The sequence below is a fragment of the Streptomyces sp. NPDC107471 genome (assembly GCF_055582845.1).
Genome location: NZ_JBVJPC010000012.1, coordinates 181,470 through 198,897, shown reverse-complemented (window position 1 = coordinate 198,897; position 17,428 = coordinate 181,470). Strand labels below are relative to the sequence as shown.

Annotated in this window: 13 protein-coding genes; 6 read left to right on the top strand and 7 right to left on the bottom strand. The window is 73.8% G+C overall.

Features of this window, described 5'->3' with window-relative positions; all coding sequences use genetic code 11:
* Positions 1–144: 144 nt before the first annotated feature.
* The 3 genes from ACZ66S_RS33945 (at position 145) to ACZ66S_RS33935 (ending at position 3,156) form a co-directional block, all read left to right on the top strand.
* Positions 145–909 (top strand): lysophospholipid acyltransferase family protein, encoded by a 765-nt coding sequence (locus tag ACZ66S_RS33945; RefSeq protein ID WP_469905400.1) that lies wholly within the window; start codon positions 145–147, stop codon positions 907–909.
* Positions 906–1,916, top strand: a complete 1,011-nt coding sequence (locus ACZ66S_RS33940) for an NAD(P)H-dependent glycerol-3-phosphate dehydrogenase (protein WP_469905399.1) — start codon at positions 906–908, stop codon at positions 1,914–1,916. The genes ACZ66S_RS33945 and ACZ66S_RS33940 overlap by 4 nt, the downstream gene beginning before the upstream one ends.
* Positions 1,917–1,998: 82 nt before the next feature.
* Positions 1,999–3,156: a D-alanine--D-alanine ligase family protein gene (locus tag ACZ66S_RS33935; protein WP_469905398.1), complete on the top strand. Its 1,158-nt coding sequence runs from the start codon at positions 1,999–2,001 to the stop codon at positions 3,154–3,156.
* 33 nt (positions 3,157–3,189) lie between these two features.
* Here the strand turns inward: ACZ66S_RS33935 and ACZ66S_RS33930 are convergent, their stop codons facing one another.
* Positions 3,190–3,672 (bottom strand): DUF3515 domain-containing protein, encoded by a 483-nt coding sequence (locus ACZ66S_RS33930; RefSeq protein WP_469905397.1) that lies wholly within the window; start codon positions 3,670–3,672, stop codon positions 3,190–3,192.
* A 20-nt stretch (positions 3,673–3,692) separates the two neighbouring features.
* On the bottom strand, positions 3,693–3,926 hold the full coding sequence (locus ACZ66S_RS33925) for an Lrp/AsnC family transcriptional regulator (protein ID WP_003997603.1): 234 nt from the start codon (positions 3,924–3,926) through the stop codon (positions 3,693–3,695).
* A gap of 206 nt (positions 3,927–4,132) precedes the next feature.
* On the opposite strand from ACZ66S_RS33925, the gene ACZ66S_RS33920 reads away from it, so the two are divergent.
* On the top strand, positions 4,133–5,101 hold the full coding sequence (locus ACZ66S_RS33920; protein WP_469905396.1) for a thiamine-phosphate kinase: 969 nt from the start codon (positions 4,133–4,135) through the stop codon (positions 5,099–5,101).
* Positions 5,098–5,910, top strand: coding sequence for a bifunctional hydroxymethylpyrimidine kinase/phosphomethylpyrimidine kinase (thiD, locus tag ACZ66S_RS33915; protein ID WP_469905395.1), 813 nt, complete (start codon positions 5,098–5,100; stop codon positions 5,908–5,910). The genes ACZ66S_RS33920 and thiD overlap by 4 nt, the downstream gene beginning before the upstream one ends.
* On the opposite strand, the gene ACZ66S_RS33910 is transcribed toward thiD, so the two are convergent.
* From ACZ66S_RS33910 to rpmB, 3 genes are all read right to left on the bottom strand, one after another.
* Entirely contained in the window at positions 5,885–7,090 is a 1,206-nt protein-coding gene (locus tag ACZ66S_RS33910; protein ID WP_469905394.1) for an FAD-dependent monooxygenase, read from the bottom strand. The two genes, thiD and ACZ66S_RS33910, sit on opposite strands and share 26 nt — an antisense overlap.
* A gap of 35 nt (positions 7,091–7,125) precedes the next feature.
* Positions 7,126–10,125, bottom strand: coding sequence for an AfsR/SARP family transcriptional regulator (locus ACZ66S_RS33905; RefSeq protein ID WP_469905393.1), 3,000 nt, complete (start codon positions 10,123–10,125; stop codon positions 7,126–7,128).
* A gap of 228 nt (positions 10,126–10,353) precedes the next feature.
* Positions 10,354–10,539 (bottom strand): 50S ribosomal protein L28, encoded by a 186-nt coding sequence (gene rpmB / locus ACZ66S_RS33900; protein WP_003993230.1) that lies wholly within the window; start codon positions 10,537–10,539, stop codon positions 10,354–10,356.
* A 257-nt stretch (positions 10,540–10,796) separates the two neighbouring features.
* Between rpmB and ACZ66S_RS33895 the strand changes: the two genes are divergently transcribed.
* The gene (locus ACZ66S_RS33895) at positions 10,797–12,503 is read left to right on the top strand and encodes a DAK2 domain-containing protein (RefSeq protein WP_469905436.1); all 1,707 of its coding nucleotides are present in this window, start codon (positions 10,797–10,799) and stop codon (positions 12,501–12,503) included.
* A gap of 44 nt (positions 12,504–12,547) precedes the next feature.
* Here ACZ66S_RS33895 and ACZ66S_RS33890 read toward each other — a convergent pair whose 3' ends face one another.
* Positions 12,548–15,481 carry a tetratricopeptide repeat protein gene (locus tag ACZ66S_RS33890; protein WP_469905392.1) on the bottom strand — a complete coding sequence of 978 codons (2,934 nt, stop codon included), beginning with the start codon at positions 15,479–15,481 and terminating at the stop codon, positions 12,548–12,550.
* The gene (locus tag ACZ66S_RS33885) at positions 15,481–17,316 is read right to left on the bottom strand and encodes an HSP90 family protein (protein ID WP_469905391.1); all 1,836 of its coding nucleotides are present in this window, start codon (positions 17,314–17,316) and stop codon (positions 15,481–15,483) included. The genes ACZ66S_RS33890 and ACZ66S_RS33885 overlap by 1 nt, the downstream gene beginning before the upstream one ends.
* Positions 17,317–17,428 lie beyond the last annotated feature (112 nt).

Sequence of the window (17,428 nt, the reverse complement as noted above, 5' to 3'; positions counted from 1 at the left end):
TCCTTCTCTGTCGCGGCCATTGTCACTCAGTCGTCACGCGCCCCATCTGGCGGTGCCGGTGGCGGGGCGTACGGTGTTCTCGACAGACAGACGGCCTGGGGCGACACTTGTGCGGCCCCCCAGGCCCTAGAGGAAGGTGTCCGCGTGCCCCGCCGCAGAATCGGCTTCTGGTACCGCCTGGCAGCGGTGATCGCCAAACCGCCGCTCGTGGTTCTGCTCAAGCGGGACTGGCGTGGAATGGAGAACATTCCGGTGGACGGCGGATTTATCACCGCGGTCAACCACAATTCGCACATCGATCCCTTCGCGTACGCGCACTTCCAGTACAACACCGGGCGCGTTCCGCGATTCCTCGCGAAGAGTGGACTTTTCAACAAGGGATTCGTCGGCGCCATGATGCGCGGCACGGGACAGATTCCCGTCTACCGCGAGACCACGGACGCGCTCAGCGCCTTCCGGGCCGCCATCGACGCCGTGGAGCGCGGCGAATGCGTCGCGTTCTACCCCGAGGGCACCATCACCCGGGACCCCGCCCAGTGGCCCATGACCGGCAAGACCGGCGCCGCGCGGGTGGCCCTGCAGACCAAGTGCCCGGTGGTCCCGGTCGCGCAGTGGGGCGCCAACGAACTGCTGCCGCCGTACGCCAAGAAGCTCCACTTCCTGCCGCGCAAGACCTCGCACGTCCTCGCCGGGCCGCCCGTGGACCTGTCGCCGTTCTACGACAAGGAGATGACCCCGGACCTCCTGAAGGAGGCCACCGAGGTCATCATGGCCGCGGTCACCGCCCAGCTCGAGATCATCCGGGGCGAGAAGGCACCCGCCACGGCGTACGACCCGCGCCGCGAGCGGATCGAGCAGCGGCGCCGGACCCAGGCCCAGAGCGGGCACGAGGGGGAGAAGAGCAAGTGAGCAAACCCGTCAAGGCGGCGGTCCTCAGCGCCGGTTCATGGGGTACGGCGTTCGGTGTCGTACTCGCCGACGCGGGCTGCGAGGTCACCCTCTGGGCACGCCGTCCGGAGGTCGCCGAGGCCGTCAACTCCGGCCGGACGAACCCCGACTACCTCCCCGGCGTGGAACTCCCGCAGGGGGTCAGGGCGACCACGGACCCCGCCGAGGCCGCCGCGGGCGCCGACTTCACCGTCCTGTCGATCCCCTCGCAGACCCTGCGCGCCAACCTCGCCGAGTGGACCCCGCTGCTCGCGCCGGACACCGTCCTCGTCTCCCTCATGAAGGGCGTCGAGCTCGGCTCCGCCATGCGGATGAGCGAGGTGATCGAGGACGTCGCCAAGGTCGGCGCCGACCGCATCGCCGTGGTCACCGGACCCAACCTCGCGCGGGAGATCGCCGCCCGGATGCCGGCCGCCGCCGTGGTCGCCTGCACCGACGAGGCGGTCGCCCGGCGCCTGCAGGCCGTGTGCCACACGCCGTACTTCCGCCCGTACACCAACACGGACGTGGTGGGCTGCGAACTGGGCGGTGCCGTCAAGAACGTCATCGGCCTCGCCGTCGGCATCGCGGACGGCATGGGACTCGGTGACAACGCCAAGGGCTCGCTCATCACGCGCGGTCTGGCGGAGACGACCCGCCTGGGCCTCGCGATGGGCGCGGACCCCCTCACCTTCTCCGGACTCGCCGGTCTCGGCGACCTGGTGGCGACCTGCTCCTCGCCGCTCTCGCGCAATCACACCTTCGGCACCAACCTCGGCAAGGGCATGACCCTCCAGGAGACCATCGCGGTCACCAGGCAGACCGCGGAGGGCGTCAAGTCCTGTGAGTCGGTGCTGGACCTCGCCCGCCGGCACGGCGTCGACATGCCGATCACCGAGACGGTCGTCGGCATCGTGCACGAGGGCAAGTCCCCGGTGGTCGCCGTCAAGGAGCTGATGTCGCGCAGCGCGAAGCCCGAGCGACGCTGAGCCACGACGGCGTTTTTTGCCTCGTTCGCCGCAGGGGTGGGCGCTGTCTCAGGGCACTACCAACGGGTACTCTCAACGCGATATGAGCACCGAGAACCTCCCCCAGAGCCCTGAGCAGCCGCCTCGCAAGCCGCGCGTGGCCGTCGTGTTCGGCGGGCGCAGCTCCGAACACGGGATCTCCGTGGTCACCGCCGGCGCCGTACTGCGGGCCATCGACCGGACGAAGTACGACGTCCTGCCGATCGGCATCACCAAGGACGGCCGCTGGGCGCTCACCGCCGACGAACCGGAACGCATGGCGATCACCGAGCGCCGCACACCGGACGTCGAGGAGCTCGCCGAGTCCAGCGAGGGCGGTGTGGTCCTCCCCGTGGACCCCGCGAACCGCGAAGTGGTCTACAGCGAGCCGGGATCGGTGCCCAAGGCGCTCGGCGAGGTCGACGTCGTCTTCCCCGTCCTGCACGGCCCCTACGGCGAGGACGGCACCCTCCAGGGCCTCCTGGAGCTCTCCGGTGTCCCGTACGTCGGCTCGGGCGTGCTCGCCTCGGCCGTCGGCCAGGACAAGGAGTACATGAAGCGGGTGTTCACCTCGTTCGGGCTCAAGGTCGGCCCGTACGTGGTGATCCGGCCGCGCGAGTGGGAGCGGGACGAGTCCGCCGCCCGCAGGAAGATCGTCGACTTCGCGGGCGAGCACGGCTGGCCGCTCTTCGTGAAGCCCGCGCGCGCGGGTTCGTCGATCGGCATCACCAAGGTCGACGACCTGTCCGGCCTGGACGAGGCGATCGCCGAGGCGCAGGCCCACGACCCGAAGATCCTCGTGGAGGCCGCGCTGCGGGGCCGCGAGATCGAGTGCGGTGTCCTGGAGTTCGAGGACGGCCCGCGCGCGTCGGTCCCCGCGGAGATCCCGCCGCCGCAGGAGCACGCGTACTACGACTTCGAGGCGAAGTACATCGACTCGACCCCGGGGATCGTGCCGGCGCCGCTCACGCCGGAGGAGACGGCCGAGGTCCAGCGGCTCGCGGTCGACGCCTTCGAGGCGGCCTCCTGCGAGGGCCTGGTCCGCGCGGACTTCTTCCTCACCGAGGACGGCGAGTTCGTGATCAACGAGATCAACACGCTCCCCGGCTTCACGCCGATCTCGATGTACCCGCAGATGTGGGAGAAGAGCGGGATCAGCTACCCGGAGCTGGTGGACCGGCTCATCGGGGCGGCTCTGCGCAGGTCGACGGGGCTGCGGTAACCGTCGGGACGGCCCGGGCGAGCGGGTCGGCGACTAGTCGGCGATCCCTTCGGGGATCGCCTTCTTTATGCCGGACGCCAGGTCCACCAGCGGCGCCATGCCGTCCGCCGTGCGGGCCTCGGGGATCGTGACCTCGACGTACGCCTTGCGCAGGGTCGTGGTGAAGCGGAACGACCCGTCGTCCCGCTTCTGCAGCAGCCAGCCCACCCCGTTCGCCTCGACCCCGTCCGCCTCCGGATCGTCCATCTCGGAGGGCCGCTCGACACCGCACCGCAGTATGATCGCCGGGTCACCCCAGCCCGCGGTCAGCGCGGACGCGGGCTCGGGATCCCGACGGTCCTGGTCGTCGACCTTGGACGGCAGGACCCGGTCCAGTTCTCGGCACAGCTTCGTGACGCCCGCCCCCGGCGAGGGAACCGCAGCCGACTCGCTGTCGTCTGCGGAGGAGCAGCCCGCGACCGTGATCAGCAGGGCGAGCGCGGACAGACCGAGTGGCCGGTGACGGAAGAAGTTCACCGGCCAAGGGTAGACGGGGGCTACAGATGCACGACCGGGCAGGTCAGGGTGCGGGTGATGCCGTCCACCTGCTGGACCTTGGCGACCACCATCCGGCCCAGGTCGTCCACGGTGTCGGCCTGTGCGCGGACGATCACGTCATACGGTCCTGTCACGTCCTCGGCCTGGATCACTCCAGGGATCTTGCTGATCGTCTCGGCGACGGTCGACGCCTTGCCGACCTCCGTCTGGATCAGGATGTACGCCTGTACCACGGAACCTCCAGGGCGGCCACGAGGATCATGTGGGGAAAAGGAACGCCACGGTATCGCGTCGCCGCTCGCTGCGGGGAGACCCGCGGGGACGCGGACACCCGTGCCGGGGTGCGGACACGACAGAAGTTCACGGTCCCCTCGACCGTATCGAGGACACTGATGACGCGCGACCGGGCACGGCACGGCACAGAAGGGGCGTAAGGGCCATGAAGGGCACTGTTGGTGAGCTCGGCGAGTTCGGGCTCATCAGGGAGCTCACCTCCCGTCTCACCACCACCCCGGCGGTCCGGGTGGGTCCCGGCGACGACGCCGCGGTGGTCGCCGCGCCCGATCGCAGGGTCGTGGCGAGCACCGACATCCTTCTGGAGGGCCGGCACTTCCGCCGCGACTGGTCCACGGCCTACGACGTCGGACGCAAGGCGGCCGCGCAGAACCTCGCGGACATCGCCGCCATGGGAGCCGTGCCGACCGCCCTGCTGCTCGGCCTGGTCGTGCCCGCCGAACTCCCGGTGACCTGGCCCTCGGAGCTCATGGACGGCCTGCGCGACGAGTGCCAGGTCGCGGGCGCCTCGGTGGTCGGCGGGGACGTCGTACGCGGGGATACGATCATGGTCTCCATCACCGCCCTCGGCGATCTGCGGGGCCAGGAGCCGGTGACCCGGGCCGGCGCCCAGCCCGGCGACCTGGTGGCGGTGACCGGCTGGCTCGGCTGGTCGGCGGCCGGATACGCGGTGCTCTCCCGCGGGTTCCGCTCGCCGCGCGCCTTCGTCGAGGCGCACCGGCGCCCCGAACCGCCCTACCACGCGGGCCCCGCGGCCGCGGCGCTCGGCGCGACCGCGATGTGCGACGTGAGCGACGGGCTGATCGCCGACCTCGGACACATCGCCGAGTCCAGCAAGGTCCGCATCGACATCAGCTCGGGCGCGATCGACATCCCCACCCAGATGGTCGACATCGGTCAGGCCGTCGGTGTGGACCCCGTGCAGTGGGTGCTCTCCGGGGGCGAGGACCACGCGATCGTGGCGACCTTCCCGCCGGACGTGAAGCTCCCGGCCCGCTGGAAGGTGATCGGCGAGGTCCTCAACCCCTCGGCGCTGCCCCAGGTGACGGTCGACGGGGCGCCCTGGACCAGCCAGGGCGGCTGGGACCACTTCGGCGGGGACATCGAGTCGTGAAGCCCCTGGTGCTCACGGTGGCCGGCTCCGACTCCGGCGGCGGCGCCGGAATCCAGGCCGACCTGAAGACGATGCTCGCGCTCGGTGTGCACGGCATGAGCGTCGTGACCGCCGTCACCGCGCAGAACTCCCTTGGTGTGCAGGGGGCTTGGGAGCTTCCGGTGGAGGCGGTGCGGGCCCAGTACCGCAGTGTCGTGGACGACATCGGCGTCCGGGCCGTCAAGACCGGGATGCTCGCCTCGGCCGAACTCGTCGAAGCGGTCGCCGAGTTGATCGGCGCCACGGACGCCCCGGCCGTCGTCGACCCGGTCGGCGTCTCCAAGCACGGTGACTCGCTGCTGGCCACGTCCGCCCTGGATTCCGTCCGGCGGCGGCTGCTCCCGGTCGCCACCGTGGCCACCCCCAACCTCGACGAGGTGGCCCAACTCACCGGTGTGCGGGTCGAGTCGGAGGACCACCTGCGCGAGGCGGCCCGGGCCGTCCTGGCGTACGGCCCGAAGTGGGTGCTGATCAAGGGCGGCCACCTCCCGGGCGACGCCGTGGACCTGCTCACCGACGGATCCGCGGAGCACTGGCTGCGCGCGCCCCGCCACGACAACCGGCACACCCACGGCACCGGCTGCACCCTCGCCTCCGCGATCGCCGCACACCTCGCCAAGGGGCGGTCCGTGCCGGAGGCGGTGACGGCCGCCAAGGAGTACGTCACCGGCGCGATCGCCGCCGGGTTCGCCCTCGGCGGCGGGATCGGGCCCGTGAACCACGGCTGGGCGCTGCGCAGCGACTTCACACCGGGTACTCCGGCAGCCTGATGTCGGTCGCCGACTTCTCGGTGAGCCGCTTGAAGAAGGCCGCGAGCGGACGGGAGGCGAGCAGCCGGTACATCCGGTCCCGGCTGCGGATCCGCCGCTCGGTGGCCGGCGCGAAGAACGGACCGGCGTTGCCCGAGGTCTTCTGGCAGCCCTTGGCGAAGTCGGTGATCCGCGCCTCGTAGGCCGCGAACGCCGTACGGTGGTCGCCGCCCGCCAGGGCGAGTTCACCGGCGAGGACGTATGCGCCGACGACCGCCACCCCGGTTCCCATGCCGCCCATCGTGGCCCCGTACCCGGCGTCCCCGAGCAGCGCCACCCGGCCCCGGGTGAGCCGGTCGACGTGGATCTGCGCGATCGCGTCGAAGTACAGGTCGTCGGCCGCCTCCAGGGCCTTCAGGACGTTCGGCCCCTCCCAGCGCATCCCCGCGAACCGCTCGGCGAGGATCCGCTTCTGCGCGGCGAGGTCCCGGCGGTCGTACGACAGCCGCTCGGACCGGAAGACGAGCAGCGCGCTCGCGCGGTCCGGGTCGCCGTCGTAGTTGCCGAGGGCGATCGCGCGGCCGGGCTCGCTGTAGACGCGGCCGGTGCGGTCCAGGCCCAGGTGGTTGGGGACCTCGAAGCCGGCCACGTAGTGGTCGAGGAACCGCAGGTGGCGGGAGGTGTCGCCGAAGACGAGGGAGCGGGTGCGCGAGTGCAGGCCGTCGGCGCCGATCACCAGGTCGAAGCGGCGGGCCGGCCCCTTCTCGAAGGTGACGTCGACGCCCCGCGGTGTGTCGGTGAGCGTGGCGACCGAGTCGCCGAACACGTACTCGACGCTGTCCCTGGTGCGCTCGTACATGAGGTGCGCGAGCTCGCCGCGGAAGATCTCCACGTCTCCGCTCATCATGTCCGACGGCAGGTCCACCTTGGGGCTGCCGTCCGCGTCGACGACGATCTGGCGGCCCATGCGGGTCCGGCGGGCGTGGATCTCGTCCCAGACGCCCATCTCCTGGAGCACCCTGCGGTGGACGTGCCCCCGGAAGTCGACCGCGAAGCCGCCGCGGCGCAGCTCCGGCGCCTTCTCGACGACGGTGACCCGGGCGCCGTACCGCCGGAGGTTCAGGGCGAGCGCGGGACCGGCGACGCTGGCGCCGGAGATCAGGACGGAGAGGTGGCCGAGGTCGTGCGTCTTGTTCGTCATGCACGGCAGCCTGGAGGGCAGCGCTGACCGTCCTCCTACCGTCCGCTGACCGCCGCCGACCGAAGGGCGCGCCCCTGCTCGAAGGCCGTGCCGTAGGCCTCGGGCGACAGCTTCAGCCGTACGTCCCGCGTGGTCCGTACGACATCGGGGTCGCCGTCGGCCGACGCGCCCCGCAGACCCTCGGCGGCGCCCAGCAGTTCGGCCGCGCGCCCGGGGCGCGGGGCGACACCCGCCAGGGCTTCCGCCACCGCCGCCAGGACGTGGACGTCGGGGGTGTCCCGGGCGTGCGCGCGGGCCTGCTCGAACCACTCACGGGCCTGGTCGGGGTCGCCCTCGGCGGCGGCCGTGCGCCCGAGGCCGATGAGGATCAGGACGGTCTCGCCGACGCTGAACCAGTTCGCCGCGCACGCCTCCAGGGCGTTCTCGTAGTGCACGCGTGCGTGGTGCGGGTCCCCGGTGAGCCTGGCCGTGTCGCCGAGGCCGCGCCAGGCGGCGGCCACCTTGTCGCCGGCGCCCGCCGCCCGGGCCAGGCCGGCCGCGCGCGTGAAGTGCTCCGCCGCCTCCTCGGCGTCGCCGCGGTGCAGCAGCACGGTGGCCCGGGAGCGCAGCAGGTCCGAGGTCTCCTCGGGGGCGTCCAGCTCCCGCACGTGGACCAGCCCCTCGTCGAACAGCTCCAGGGCCCGGTCGTAGGCGCCGCGCCGGCCCGCGAAACCGCCCAGCGGGTCCAGGCAGTTGGCCATGCCCCAGCGGTCGCCGGTGGTACGGAAGCCGGCCAGGGCACGCTCGAAGGTCGCCTCGGAGGTCACGGGGTCGCCGCTGAACTGCGCCTGGTAGGCGCGGCCCAGGTCCAGCAGGGCGCGGCCCCACGGCTCCTCGCCCACCTGCACGGCCAGCAGGTCCTCGCCGACGGCGTGCAGCGGGCCGCTCGCCAGCGCCCACAGGACCATGGTGGACGGCAGCCGCAGCGGCCCGTCCAGGGTGCGCATGAGCGCGGACACGCGCGCGAGGCGCCCGGGTTCGCCGGGGTCGTCGCCGCGGCCGGTGACGGTGTGCATCAGGCACAGCGCGTACTCCTCGGCGAGGCCCGGGGGAGGGGTGTCACCGACCGCCGCCAACAGGGCCCGGGACAGCGGCACGTGCTCGCCGTGCGGGGCGCGCAGCCGCCGGAACCAGGACAGGGCCGCCATGAGCCGCAGGGCGTCCACGGGCGCCGTGTCGACGAGGTGGCGCAGGGCCGCGTCCAGGTTGTCCCGCTCGGCGTCCAGGCGGGCCAGCCAGGGGAGCTGGCCGCCGCCGCGCAGGGCCGGCTCCGCCCGCTCGGCCAGGTCGCGGAAGTACGCCGCGTGGGCGTCCCGCAGGGACCGGGAGCCGTGCTCGGCGGCGAACGCCCTGATCGTCTCCAGCATCCGGTAGCGGCCCTCGGACACCTCCAGGAACGACTTCTCCACCAGTGAGGCCAGCAGGTCCTCCGGGTACGGGGTCGCGCACACCGCCTCGACCGCCTCCAGGACGGCCCCGCCCCGGAAGACCGTCAGCCGGCTCGCCAGCTCCCGCTCCTCCTCGTCCAGCAGCTCCCAGCTCCACTCCACGACGGCCCGCAGGGTGCGGTGCCGGGGCGCCTTGGAGCGGTCCCCGCGGGACAGCAGCCGGAACCGGTCGTCCAGGCGGTCCGCCACCTCGTCCGGGGTCAGGGTGCGCAGCCGGGCCGCCGCGAGCTCGATCGCCAGCGGCAGTCCGTCGAGGGCCGCGCAGATGTCGGCAACGCGTGCGTGGCCCTCGAACCCGGGGCGGACGGCCCGTGCACGGTCCAGGAAGAGCCGCACGGCGGGCTCCGGCGGCAGCGGCGGCACGGGCACCACGACCTCGCCGGTGATGCCGAGGGACTCCCGGCTGGTGGCGAGCACCCGCACCCCGGGGCAGGACGCGAGGAGCCGCGCGGTGAGCCCGGCCGCCGCCTCGACCAGGTGCTCGCAGTTGTCGAGCACGAGGAGCCGCTCACCGTCCTCCAGGGCGGCCAGCAGCCGGTCCGTGCCGTCGCTCGCCGGGGTGCGGAAGCCGTCCCGCACCCCGAGCGCCGTCAGGACGGCGTACGGGATCCGGGCGGGGTCGGTGAGCGGGGCGAGCTCGACGAAGCACGCGCGCGTGTGGGCCCGCACGGCTTCGATGCCCAGCCGGGTCTTGCCCGCGCCGCCGGGACCGGTGAGGGTGACCAGCCGTGCCTCGGACAGGGCCCGGGCGATCCGGTCCAGTTCGCTCTCGCGCCCGACGAACCGGGTGAGCTGGGCGGGGACATTGGTCCGCCGCTCGCCGGACCGCCCACGCAGCAGCTCCAGATGCAGCGCCGACAGCTCGGCCGAGGGATCGGCGCCCAGCTCGTCGGCGAGCGTCCGCCGGGCCTCCTCGAACACCGTCAGCGCCTCCGCGGGCCGGCCGTCCGCGTGCAGGGCGCGCATGAGCTGGCCGTACAGCCGCTCGCTCAGCGGGTGCGCGGACAGCAGCGTCCGCAGCTCCGGTACGAGGCCGGGGCCGCCGCCGAGCGCCAGGTCCGCGTCGATGCGGTCCTGGCGGGCGGCCAGCCGCAACTCCGTCAGGCGGGCCCGCTCGGCGTGCGCGTCCGGGAGGTCGGGGAGGGCCGGGCCGCGCCACAGGGCGAGCGCGTCCCGCAGCGCGGCCGCGGCCTGCCGGTGGTCCCCGGCGGCCAGAGCGGACCGCCCGGCCGTGACGAGGGTCTCGAACCGGTGTGCGTCCGTGGCGTCGGCCGTGACCGCGAGGCGGTAGCCGGCCGGTGTCGCCTCGATCTCCGTGTGCGGGGCCAGCCGCCTGCGCAGCCGGGAGATCTGCGACTGGAGGGCGTTGGCGGCACCGGCGGGCGGCTCGGCGCCGTACAGGCCGTCCGTGAGGCGCTCCACGGAGACCGTGCGGCCCGCGTCGAGGAGCAGCAGGGTGAGCAGGGCGCGGGGGCGGGGGCCGCCGGGGTCGATCGGGGTGCCGTCGTCGGTGCGGAGGTCGAGGGGGCCCAGGATGCCGAAGCGCATTCACGGGATTCTGGCAGGCCGATGACATCCGGGGCACGCAGAAAAAAGGGGGCGCGGCCAGGGGAGAGGGCCGGCTGGAGAGCGGGCCGGCTGGGGAGAGGGCCGGCTGGGGAGAGGGCCGGCTGGAGAGCGGGCCGGCTGGGGAGAGGGCACCGCAAAAAGCCGGCCCACCCTGAGGTGGACCGGCTCTGCAGCGAACCAGCAGTGGCCGCGCGCTTTAGCTGTGCGTCAGCGCGAGACCTTGCCGGCCTTGATGCACGAGGTGCAAGCGTTCACGCGCTTCGGCGTCCCGCCCACCACGGTACGGACGCGCTGGATGTTGGGGTTCCAGCGACGGGACGTACGGCGGTGCGAGTGCGAGATGTTGTTGCCGAAGCCCGGCCCCTTGCCGCAGACGTCGCAGTTGGCAGCCACGGGTCACTCCAAAGACTTCAGATGCACTTACGGTCGGATCCCGGCGGGCCGGGATCGAGATCGTAGGATCAGAGATCTGAGTGGCACTGCCAGGGGGAATGGCCCGATCAGGATCGGGCAACCGGAGCAGCATACAACGACTGCGCCAGTAGAACGAAACTACCATGGCTGATCAGGCACTCGCTCCCGGCCCTCTTCCGGCGGACGCCCGCCCGGGGTCTACGCTGCGTCCAGTCCAGCAGCCCGAGGAGGCGCAGGTGGCGCAGGTGCCGCAGACATTCTTCGATGCTCTCGCGGTGCGCACCTGGTGCGGTCTCGCGCTGCGGGCGCTGGGTCGGGCGCGCGAGGAGATCGACGCGATCAACGTCTACCCCGTCGCCGACGGGGACACCGGCACCAACCTGTATCTGACCGCGGAGTCCGCGGCCGCCGCCGTGGAGGCCGTCTTCGAGGCCCACGACGCCCACGACTCGGGGAAACCGGCCCTCGCCGAGGCCGCCCGCGCGATGGCGCACGGAGCCCTCATAGGCGCCCGCGGCAACTCCGGCACCATCCTCGCCCAACTGCTGCGCGGCATGGCCCAGGTGCTGGCCGCCGACGGTGAGACGACTCACACGGACGGCGAGGGGCTGCGGCTCGCCCTGCGGCACGCCGCCGACTCCGCCCGCCAGGCCGTGGCCCACCCGGTCGAGGGCACGGTCCTCACGGTCGCCTCGGCCGCCGCCGACGCGGCCGGGGGAGCGGAGGGCGACTGCGGGACGGTGGCCCGGGCCGCCTACGAAGGGGCGCGCGCCGCCCTCGCCGAGACCCCCGGCCAGCTCGCCGTCCTGGAGCGGGCAGGCGTGGTGGACGCCGGCGGCCGGGGGCTGGTGGCGGTGCTGGGAGCGCTGGTGGAGACGTTCACGGGGGAGATGCCCCGGGCGGTGCCGGTGGTGAGCGGCCTCGGGCACGCGCGCGTGGCGGGCGCCGACCCGGACACGACCTCCGCCGAGACCGCCGCGGAGGTTCTCGAGGAGTGCGCCGACGCCCCGGACGCCCACGGCCCCGCCTTCGAGGTGATCTACCTTCTGGAGGCCGACGACACCGCCGTCGCGCGGCTGCGGCAACGGCTCGACCGGCTCGGGGACTCCCTCGTGGTGGTCGGCGGCGACGGCCTGTGGAACGTCCATGTGCACGTCGACGACGCCGGCGAAGCCGTGGAGGCGGGCGTCGAGGCCGGCCGGCCGTACCGGATCCGCATCACGCACTTCGGCCTGGGTGACGTGCACACCACCGGTGCCGAGCGGCCGCCCCGCGAGCGCGCCCAGCGGGCCGTCGTCGCCGTCGTCCCCGGTGAGGGCCTGGCCGGGCTGTACGCCGAGGCCGGGGCGACCATCGTGCTCGCCCGCCCGGGGGAGCCGCCCGCGAGCGGGGAGCTCGTGGAGGCCGTACGACGGGCCCACGCGCGCGAGGTCGTGCTGCTGCCCAACGACGCCGACCTGCGCCACACCGCGGCCGCCGCGGCCGAGCAGGCCCGCACCGAGGGCATCCGGGTCGCGCTGATCCCGACCCGCTCCGCGGTCCAGGGCATCGCCGCGCTCGCCGTGCACGAGCCGGAGCGCCGGTTCGACGAGGACGTCGTCCAGATGACCTCGGCGGCCGGCGCCACCCGCTACGCCGAGGTCGCCGTCGCCGAACGCCAGTCCTGGACCATGGCCGGCATCTGCCAGGCCGGTGACGTCCTCGGGCTCATCGACGGGGACGTGGCGGTGATCGGCTCGGACGTCACCGGCACCGCCGAGGCCGTCCTCGACCGCATGCTCTCGGCCGGCGGCGAACTGGTCACCCTGGTCCTCGGCGACGAGGCCCCCGAGGCCGTCGTCGAGCACCTGGAGACGCGGGTCCGGGAGTCGTACCTCGCCGTGGACACGGTGGTGTACCGGGGCGGCCGGCAGGGGGCCGTGCTGCTCATCGGCGTCGAGTAGCACCGTCGAGCAGCACCCGCGCCGCGGCCTCCCCGCGGGACCGATCAGCCGCCCTGCCCCTCCGCCTCCTCCATCAGGCCCAGCATCTGCCCCGCCTCGGCCCGCCGCGCCCGTGCCGTGGCATCGGCCCCGTCCGCGTCGCCGTAGGCGTCGAGCACCGCACGCGCGCGTGCCGCCGCCTCCGCCGGCCGGCTCAGATCGGCCGCCAGCCAGCCCGCCGCGAGTTCCGCACCGGTCCGCGCGTCCAGGCCGTCGTCCCCGAGCGAGGCGAACACGACGACCGCCTCCACCACCTCGGCCAGGGCCTCCTCCAGCACCGCCCGGATCGAGTCGTCCTCGGCGTCCTCGGGCACGGAACGGGCCAGCAGGTCCCCGAACTGCCGGTGCGTGTGCCCCAGTTCACCGACCAGCCGCTGCCGCGCCGCCTCCTCGGCCCGTGCGTCGCCCAGCGCCGCCTCGCACGCGCGGACCGCGTCCGCCATCAACTCCCGTGCCGCGTCCGCCCCGTCCTCCGCGCGCAGCGCGAGCCAGGCGCGGGCCCGCAGGGAGCGGACGAGACCGTGCACATTGCCGAGCTCGTCCCACAGAGCGCCCGCGCGCGCGTACGCCCGGTCGGCCTCGGCGGGCAGCCCCGCGGCCCCCAGGGACTCCGCGGCGAGGTGCGCGAGCGTGGCGTGGTCGTGCTGCTCGGGCCAGTGCCGGGCGATCTCGGCGGCCTGCAGACGCCGTTCGGCCGCCTCCCGGTGCTCGCCCAGCTCGGCCAGGCAGTCGCCGAGCCACCACTGCGTCTGTACGACCGCCCCCTCGCCGTGCCGCTCCGCGCTCAGGTCGGGCAGCGCCGACTCCAGCACCTCCGCGGCCTCCGCCCACCGGCCCAGCCGCAGCAGGAACCCGCCGAGCTGGTGCCGGGCCAGGGCGCCCAGCGTCGGGCCCTCCCCGGCCTCGTCGGCCCAGTGAGCGGCCTCCAAGGCGTGCTCCGCGGCCTCCTCGTCGAGCCCCCGCCCGCCGACGACCTCGGCGAGCTGGAGATGGAGCTGGGCCCGCCCCACCGCCTCCAGGTGCGCCCCGCCGTGCTCCAGGGCCGCCCGCAGCGAGCGTTCCGTGCCGTCCAGGTCGCCCAGGTGGTGCAGGAGCCCCGCGAGCCTGGCCTCGTACTCCACCGCGAACCACGGCAGCCCCGCCGCCACGAACCCGTCCGCGGCCGCGGTGAACAGCTCGGCCGCCGCCGGGAGGTCCCCGGTCCGCGCGGCCAGCTCCGCCAGCATCGCCTGCGACTCCGCGACCCGCGCGGCGAGCCGCACGTCGTCCCCGGTCCGCCCCTCGACGAGCGCGAGCACCTCCCGTACGGCCGACTCGGCGTCGGCCAGGAACGCCTCCTCCTCGCCCTCGTGCACCCGCCGCATCAGGATCCGCGCCCGGGACATCAGCACGGACGCCGTCTGCCGTACGCCGGTGCCGTCCGCGGAGTACAGCGCGAGGACCTCGTCGTACGGCCCGGCGACCGCAGCGAGCGCCGCGTCCACCTCACCCGCCAGCGCGCGGACGTACGCGGCACGCGCGCGTGCGGCCAGCGCCTCGCCCGGGTCGCCCGCCTCCGCGTACAACTCGGCGGCCCGCTCGAACAGTTCGAGGCCCGCCGGGCCCAGATCCATCGCCTCGTGGTCGGCGATCTCCGCCCGGTCGCGCGGGTCCAGCCGCACGCCCTCCGCCGCCCGCGCGACCGCCGCCCACGCCTCCACGGCGTTCGGCCGCAGGCCGTCCGACAACCGGCGGGCCTCGGCGACCAGCGCGGGCAGATCGGGCTCCCGCGCGGTCACGGGCGCCGCCGGAGCCGGCACCGGAGCGGCGACCGTCCGCACCGCCCGCACCCCCAGCGGCAGCCGCTCCACCAACGGGCGCTGCCCCATCCGCGCGCGCGTCCGCTCGCTGACGTGAGCCGTGCCGTTGCGCTCGTCGAAGCGCGCGGCCAGCGCGAGAGCCTGCCCGCGCGCGTGGACGGCGAGTCCGGCCGCGGTCCAGGACCGGCCCGCCGGGCCCGGCACCGGCCGCTCGCCCAGCCCCAGCCCGGTCAGCCGGTCCATCAGCAGGGCCACCACGGCCGTGAACTCCAGCAGGCTGCGCGGATGGCCGTCGTCCGTGAAGTACGCGGGACGCTCCGCGAGCAGCTCCAGCGCCCGCGCCTCGTTGCCGCTGAGCGCGCAGAACTCGACATGGTCCGCGTACGCCCCGCGCATGCTCTCCATGGCCCGCACCAGCCGCAAGCCCCGCAGATGGTTGGCGCGCGCCTCGTCGAGGCGGCCCATGCGCAGCAGCGGCTGCAACGAGGACGCGAGGACCGCGTGCGGCTCGTGGGCGCACGAGAACTCGCCCTCCAGGACCGGCGCCCACAGGGCGAGCGCCTCCTCGTCCCGCCCGCGCTGCGACTGCCACCAGCCCTGCTCGTGCAGCTCGCAGGCATGGCAGTCGGCCATGCTGTCCCGGTCGGCGGCCAGCCACGCGGCGTACGCCCGCTCGGCCCGCCCCAGGTCCCCGACGTGCGCGGCCACGCTGTACTCGGCGCTGCGCACGGCCCGCTCGGAGTGCCCGGCCAGCCGGTAGCGGTGCTCCATCTCGCCGAGCCACTTCTCCATGGCGGCGAGCGGGATGTGCGGCTGGTCCAGCATGCCGGTCGTCATCCACTTGAAGACCCAGTGCAGTGAGTGCGTCTCGTACTCGTCGAAGTCCTCCGGGCGCTCGTCCCACATGCGCAGCAGCCGCGCGAAGGGGACGAACATCTTGGCCTTCTCGGAGCTGTAGTTGTAGACCTTCAACTGGTGCCCGAGCGCCTCGATGACCGCCAGCGGGACGTTCAGCTTCTCGGCCTCGGCGAGCAACTGCTCCGCGCGCGCGTTGCGGGCGGGCCCCTCCGGCTCCTCGGCGTTCTCCGCCATCGCCCGGCGCAGCGCGTCGAAGGCCGCGCTCCCGTCCCCTGTGCTCATCAGCGGCCCTCCTCGCCGTTCGTGGCCCACTCCAGCAGGCCCATGAAGGCCCGGTTCAGCAGCGCCGAGTCCGCGGGCCGCAGCGGACGCTGGGCCATCAGCAGCGCCTGCCCGTACAGGGACTCGGTCGCCGTGCCGATCAGCTCCGGATCGCCCAGCGCACCGATCCGCCGTACCAGCGGGTTGAGATGGTTCAGCACCAGACGCGCGCGGGGGGCGCTGCCGCGCAGCGAGCCGAGGATGCCCGCCCACAGGTCGTCCGCCCGGTCCTCGGCCTCCGCCCGCGCCTGCTCGTGCCGGGCGTCCCGGTCGTCCAGGTGCAGCGCGGGCAGGGACAGCGGCCGGAAGGCACGCAGGACGACGTCACAGCCCAGCGGGTCGAGCCTGGCCCGCGCGGCGGCGAGGAAACCAGCCAGGGCGAGCTCCTCGGCCGGATCGACCAGGTCCATGTGGGCGGTGACGGTGTCAGCGTCCAGCTCCGTGACGACCGTCCCCGGCCGCACCGACGGCAGCGCCTCGACCAGGTCGCTGTCGTAGGTGTAACCGCCGTTGACCACCCCGACGCCCTGCGCGGACGCGATCGGCGCGACCTGCCGGTACTCCTCGACCGTCCGCGTGAAGTGCACCACCGCGTGCCGCTGCGCGAACTCCTCCAGCGACAGCCGCCCGTCGGTCGTCTCGAACGGCAGCCAGGGCAGCATCGTGCGCAGCATGTCCTTGTCGTGCCGCGCGAGCGACTTCACGCCCAGGTGGTGCACGGACAGGAAGGCCGCGAGCCGCTCCGGGTCCCCGGCGGCGAGCCCCGTCAGCCAGGACCGGATCCGCTCCCCGAGCGCCTCCCGCACACCGGCCAGCGTCTCGTCCTCGTACAGCGACTCGCGCGACGCCGTGGGCCGCAGGCTGTCGGTGTCCAGGACACAGCGCACGAAGAACGCCCAGTCCGGCAGGAGCTGTTCGGCCCGCTCGGTCAGCAGCATGCCCTTCAGGTGCACCCGATGGGTCGCCCGCTGGGCCGGACTCACCGCCGAGGGAAGGACGTACGCCATGCCCCGGATCCCGGCCAGCGGCACGTTCAGCTCGATCGAGTCCAGCGGTGTGAAGCCGAACAGCTCGTGGCAGTGCCGGGCCAGCGCCACCCTGCGGGTCGCGGGGGAGGGGTACGGCCGGTCCCAGGGCGCGGGCAGATCGGTGACCGCCTCGTCGCCGACCCGGACGTCGTACGGCAGCAGGGAGCCGAAGTCCCGGGCGAGCTGGAGCACCCGTTCGGGCGTCAGCCACTCACCCGCCCCCGCGCGGGCCACCAGATGCACCGTCGTCCCCGGCTCCGGACGGGCCTCGGGCGCCAACGTCCGCACCCGGTACGAACCGTCGTCGCTCGCCGTCCACTCCACGGGCGGCGCGTCCGGCGTACGGGCACTGCGGCTGACCACGCGGATCCGCTCGGCGACCACGAAGCACGCGAGCAGCCCGATCCCGAACTGCCCGAGGAAGTCCGAGCGGACCTCCTGAAGCCCCTCGGCCCGCTTGGAGCTGCGCCCGATGGTGGCCAGCAGGTCGTGCACGTCCGCCTCGGTGAGCCCGACCCCGGAGTCCTCGACCCGCAGGGTGCCCTCCTCCGCGTACAGCCGCACGCGGGCCGGGGCGTCCGGCTGCTCGGCCCGCCGGGCCGTGATCGCGTCCACCGCGTTCTGCAGCAGCTCGCGGAGATAGACCTTGGGGCTGGAGTAGAGGTGATGGGAGAGGAGGTCCACCAGACCGCGCAGGTCGACCTGGAACGTATGAGGTTGCTGAGGTACCTGGGGTGTCTGTGATGACTGTGAGGTCTGGGAATCCATCGTCGCAGCGCCGGTGGGGGGAACGTTCGCGCGGCGCGGGGTCGGGCGGTCCCGGTTGGGGCGGGAGTCCGCGGGGATGGCCGGAGCGCGCCATCCTAAGTCCCCAACCAGC

What these genes read in the sequence shown, in the direction of transcription:
- ACZ66S_RS33935 (WP_469905398.1), top strand. Translation starts at nt 1,999, where the DNA reads ATGAGCACCGAGAACCTCCCCCAGAGCCCTGAGCAGCCGCCTCGCAAG.
- ACZ66S_RS33920 (WP_469905396.1), top strand. Translation starts at nt 4,133, where the DNA reads ATGAAGGGCACTGTTGGTGAGCTCGGCGAGTTCGGGCTCATCAGGGAG.
- ACZ66S_RS33910 (WP_469905394.1), bottom strand. Translation starts at nt 7,090, where the DNA reads ATGACGAACAAGACGCACGACCTCGGCCACCTCTCCGTCCTGATCTCC.
- ACZ66S_RS33905 (WP_469905393.1), bottom strand. Translation starts at nt 10,125, where the DNA reads ATGCGCTTCGGCATCCTGGGCCCCCTCGACCTCCGCACCGACGACGGC.
- ACZ66S_RS33890 (WP_469905392.1), bottom strand. Translation starts at nt 15,481, where the DNA reads ATGAGCACAGGGGACGGGAGCGCGGCCTTCGACGCGCTGCGCCGGGCG.
- ACZ66S_RS33885 (WP_469905391.1), bottom strand. Translation starts at nt 17,316, where the DNA reads ATGGATTCCCAGACCTCACAGTCATCACAGACACCCCAGGTACCTCAG.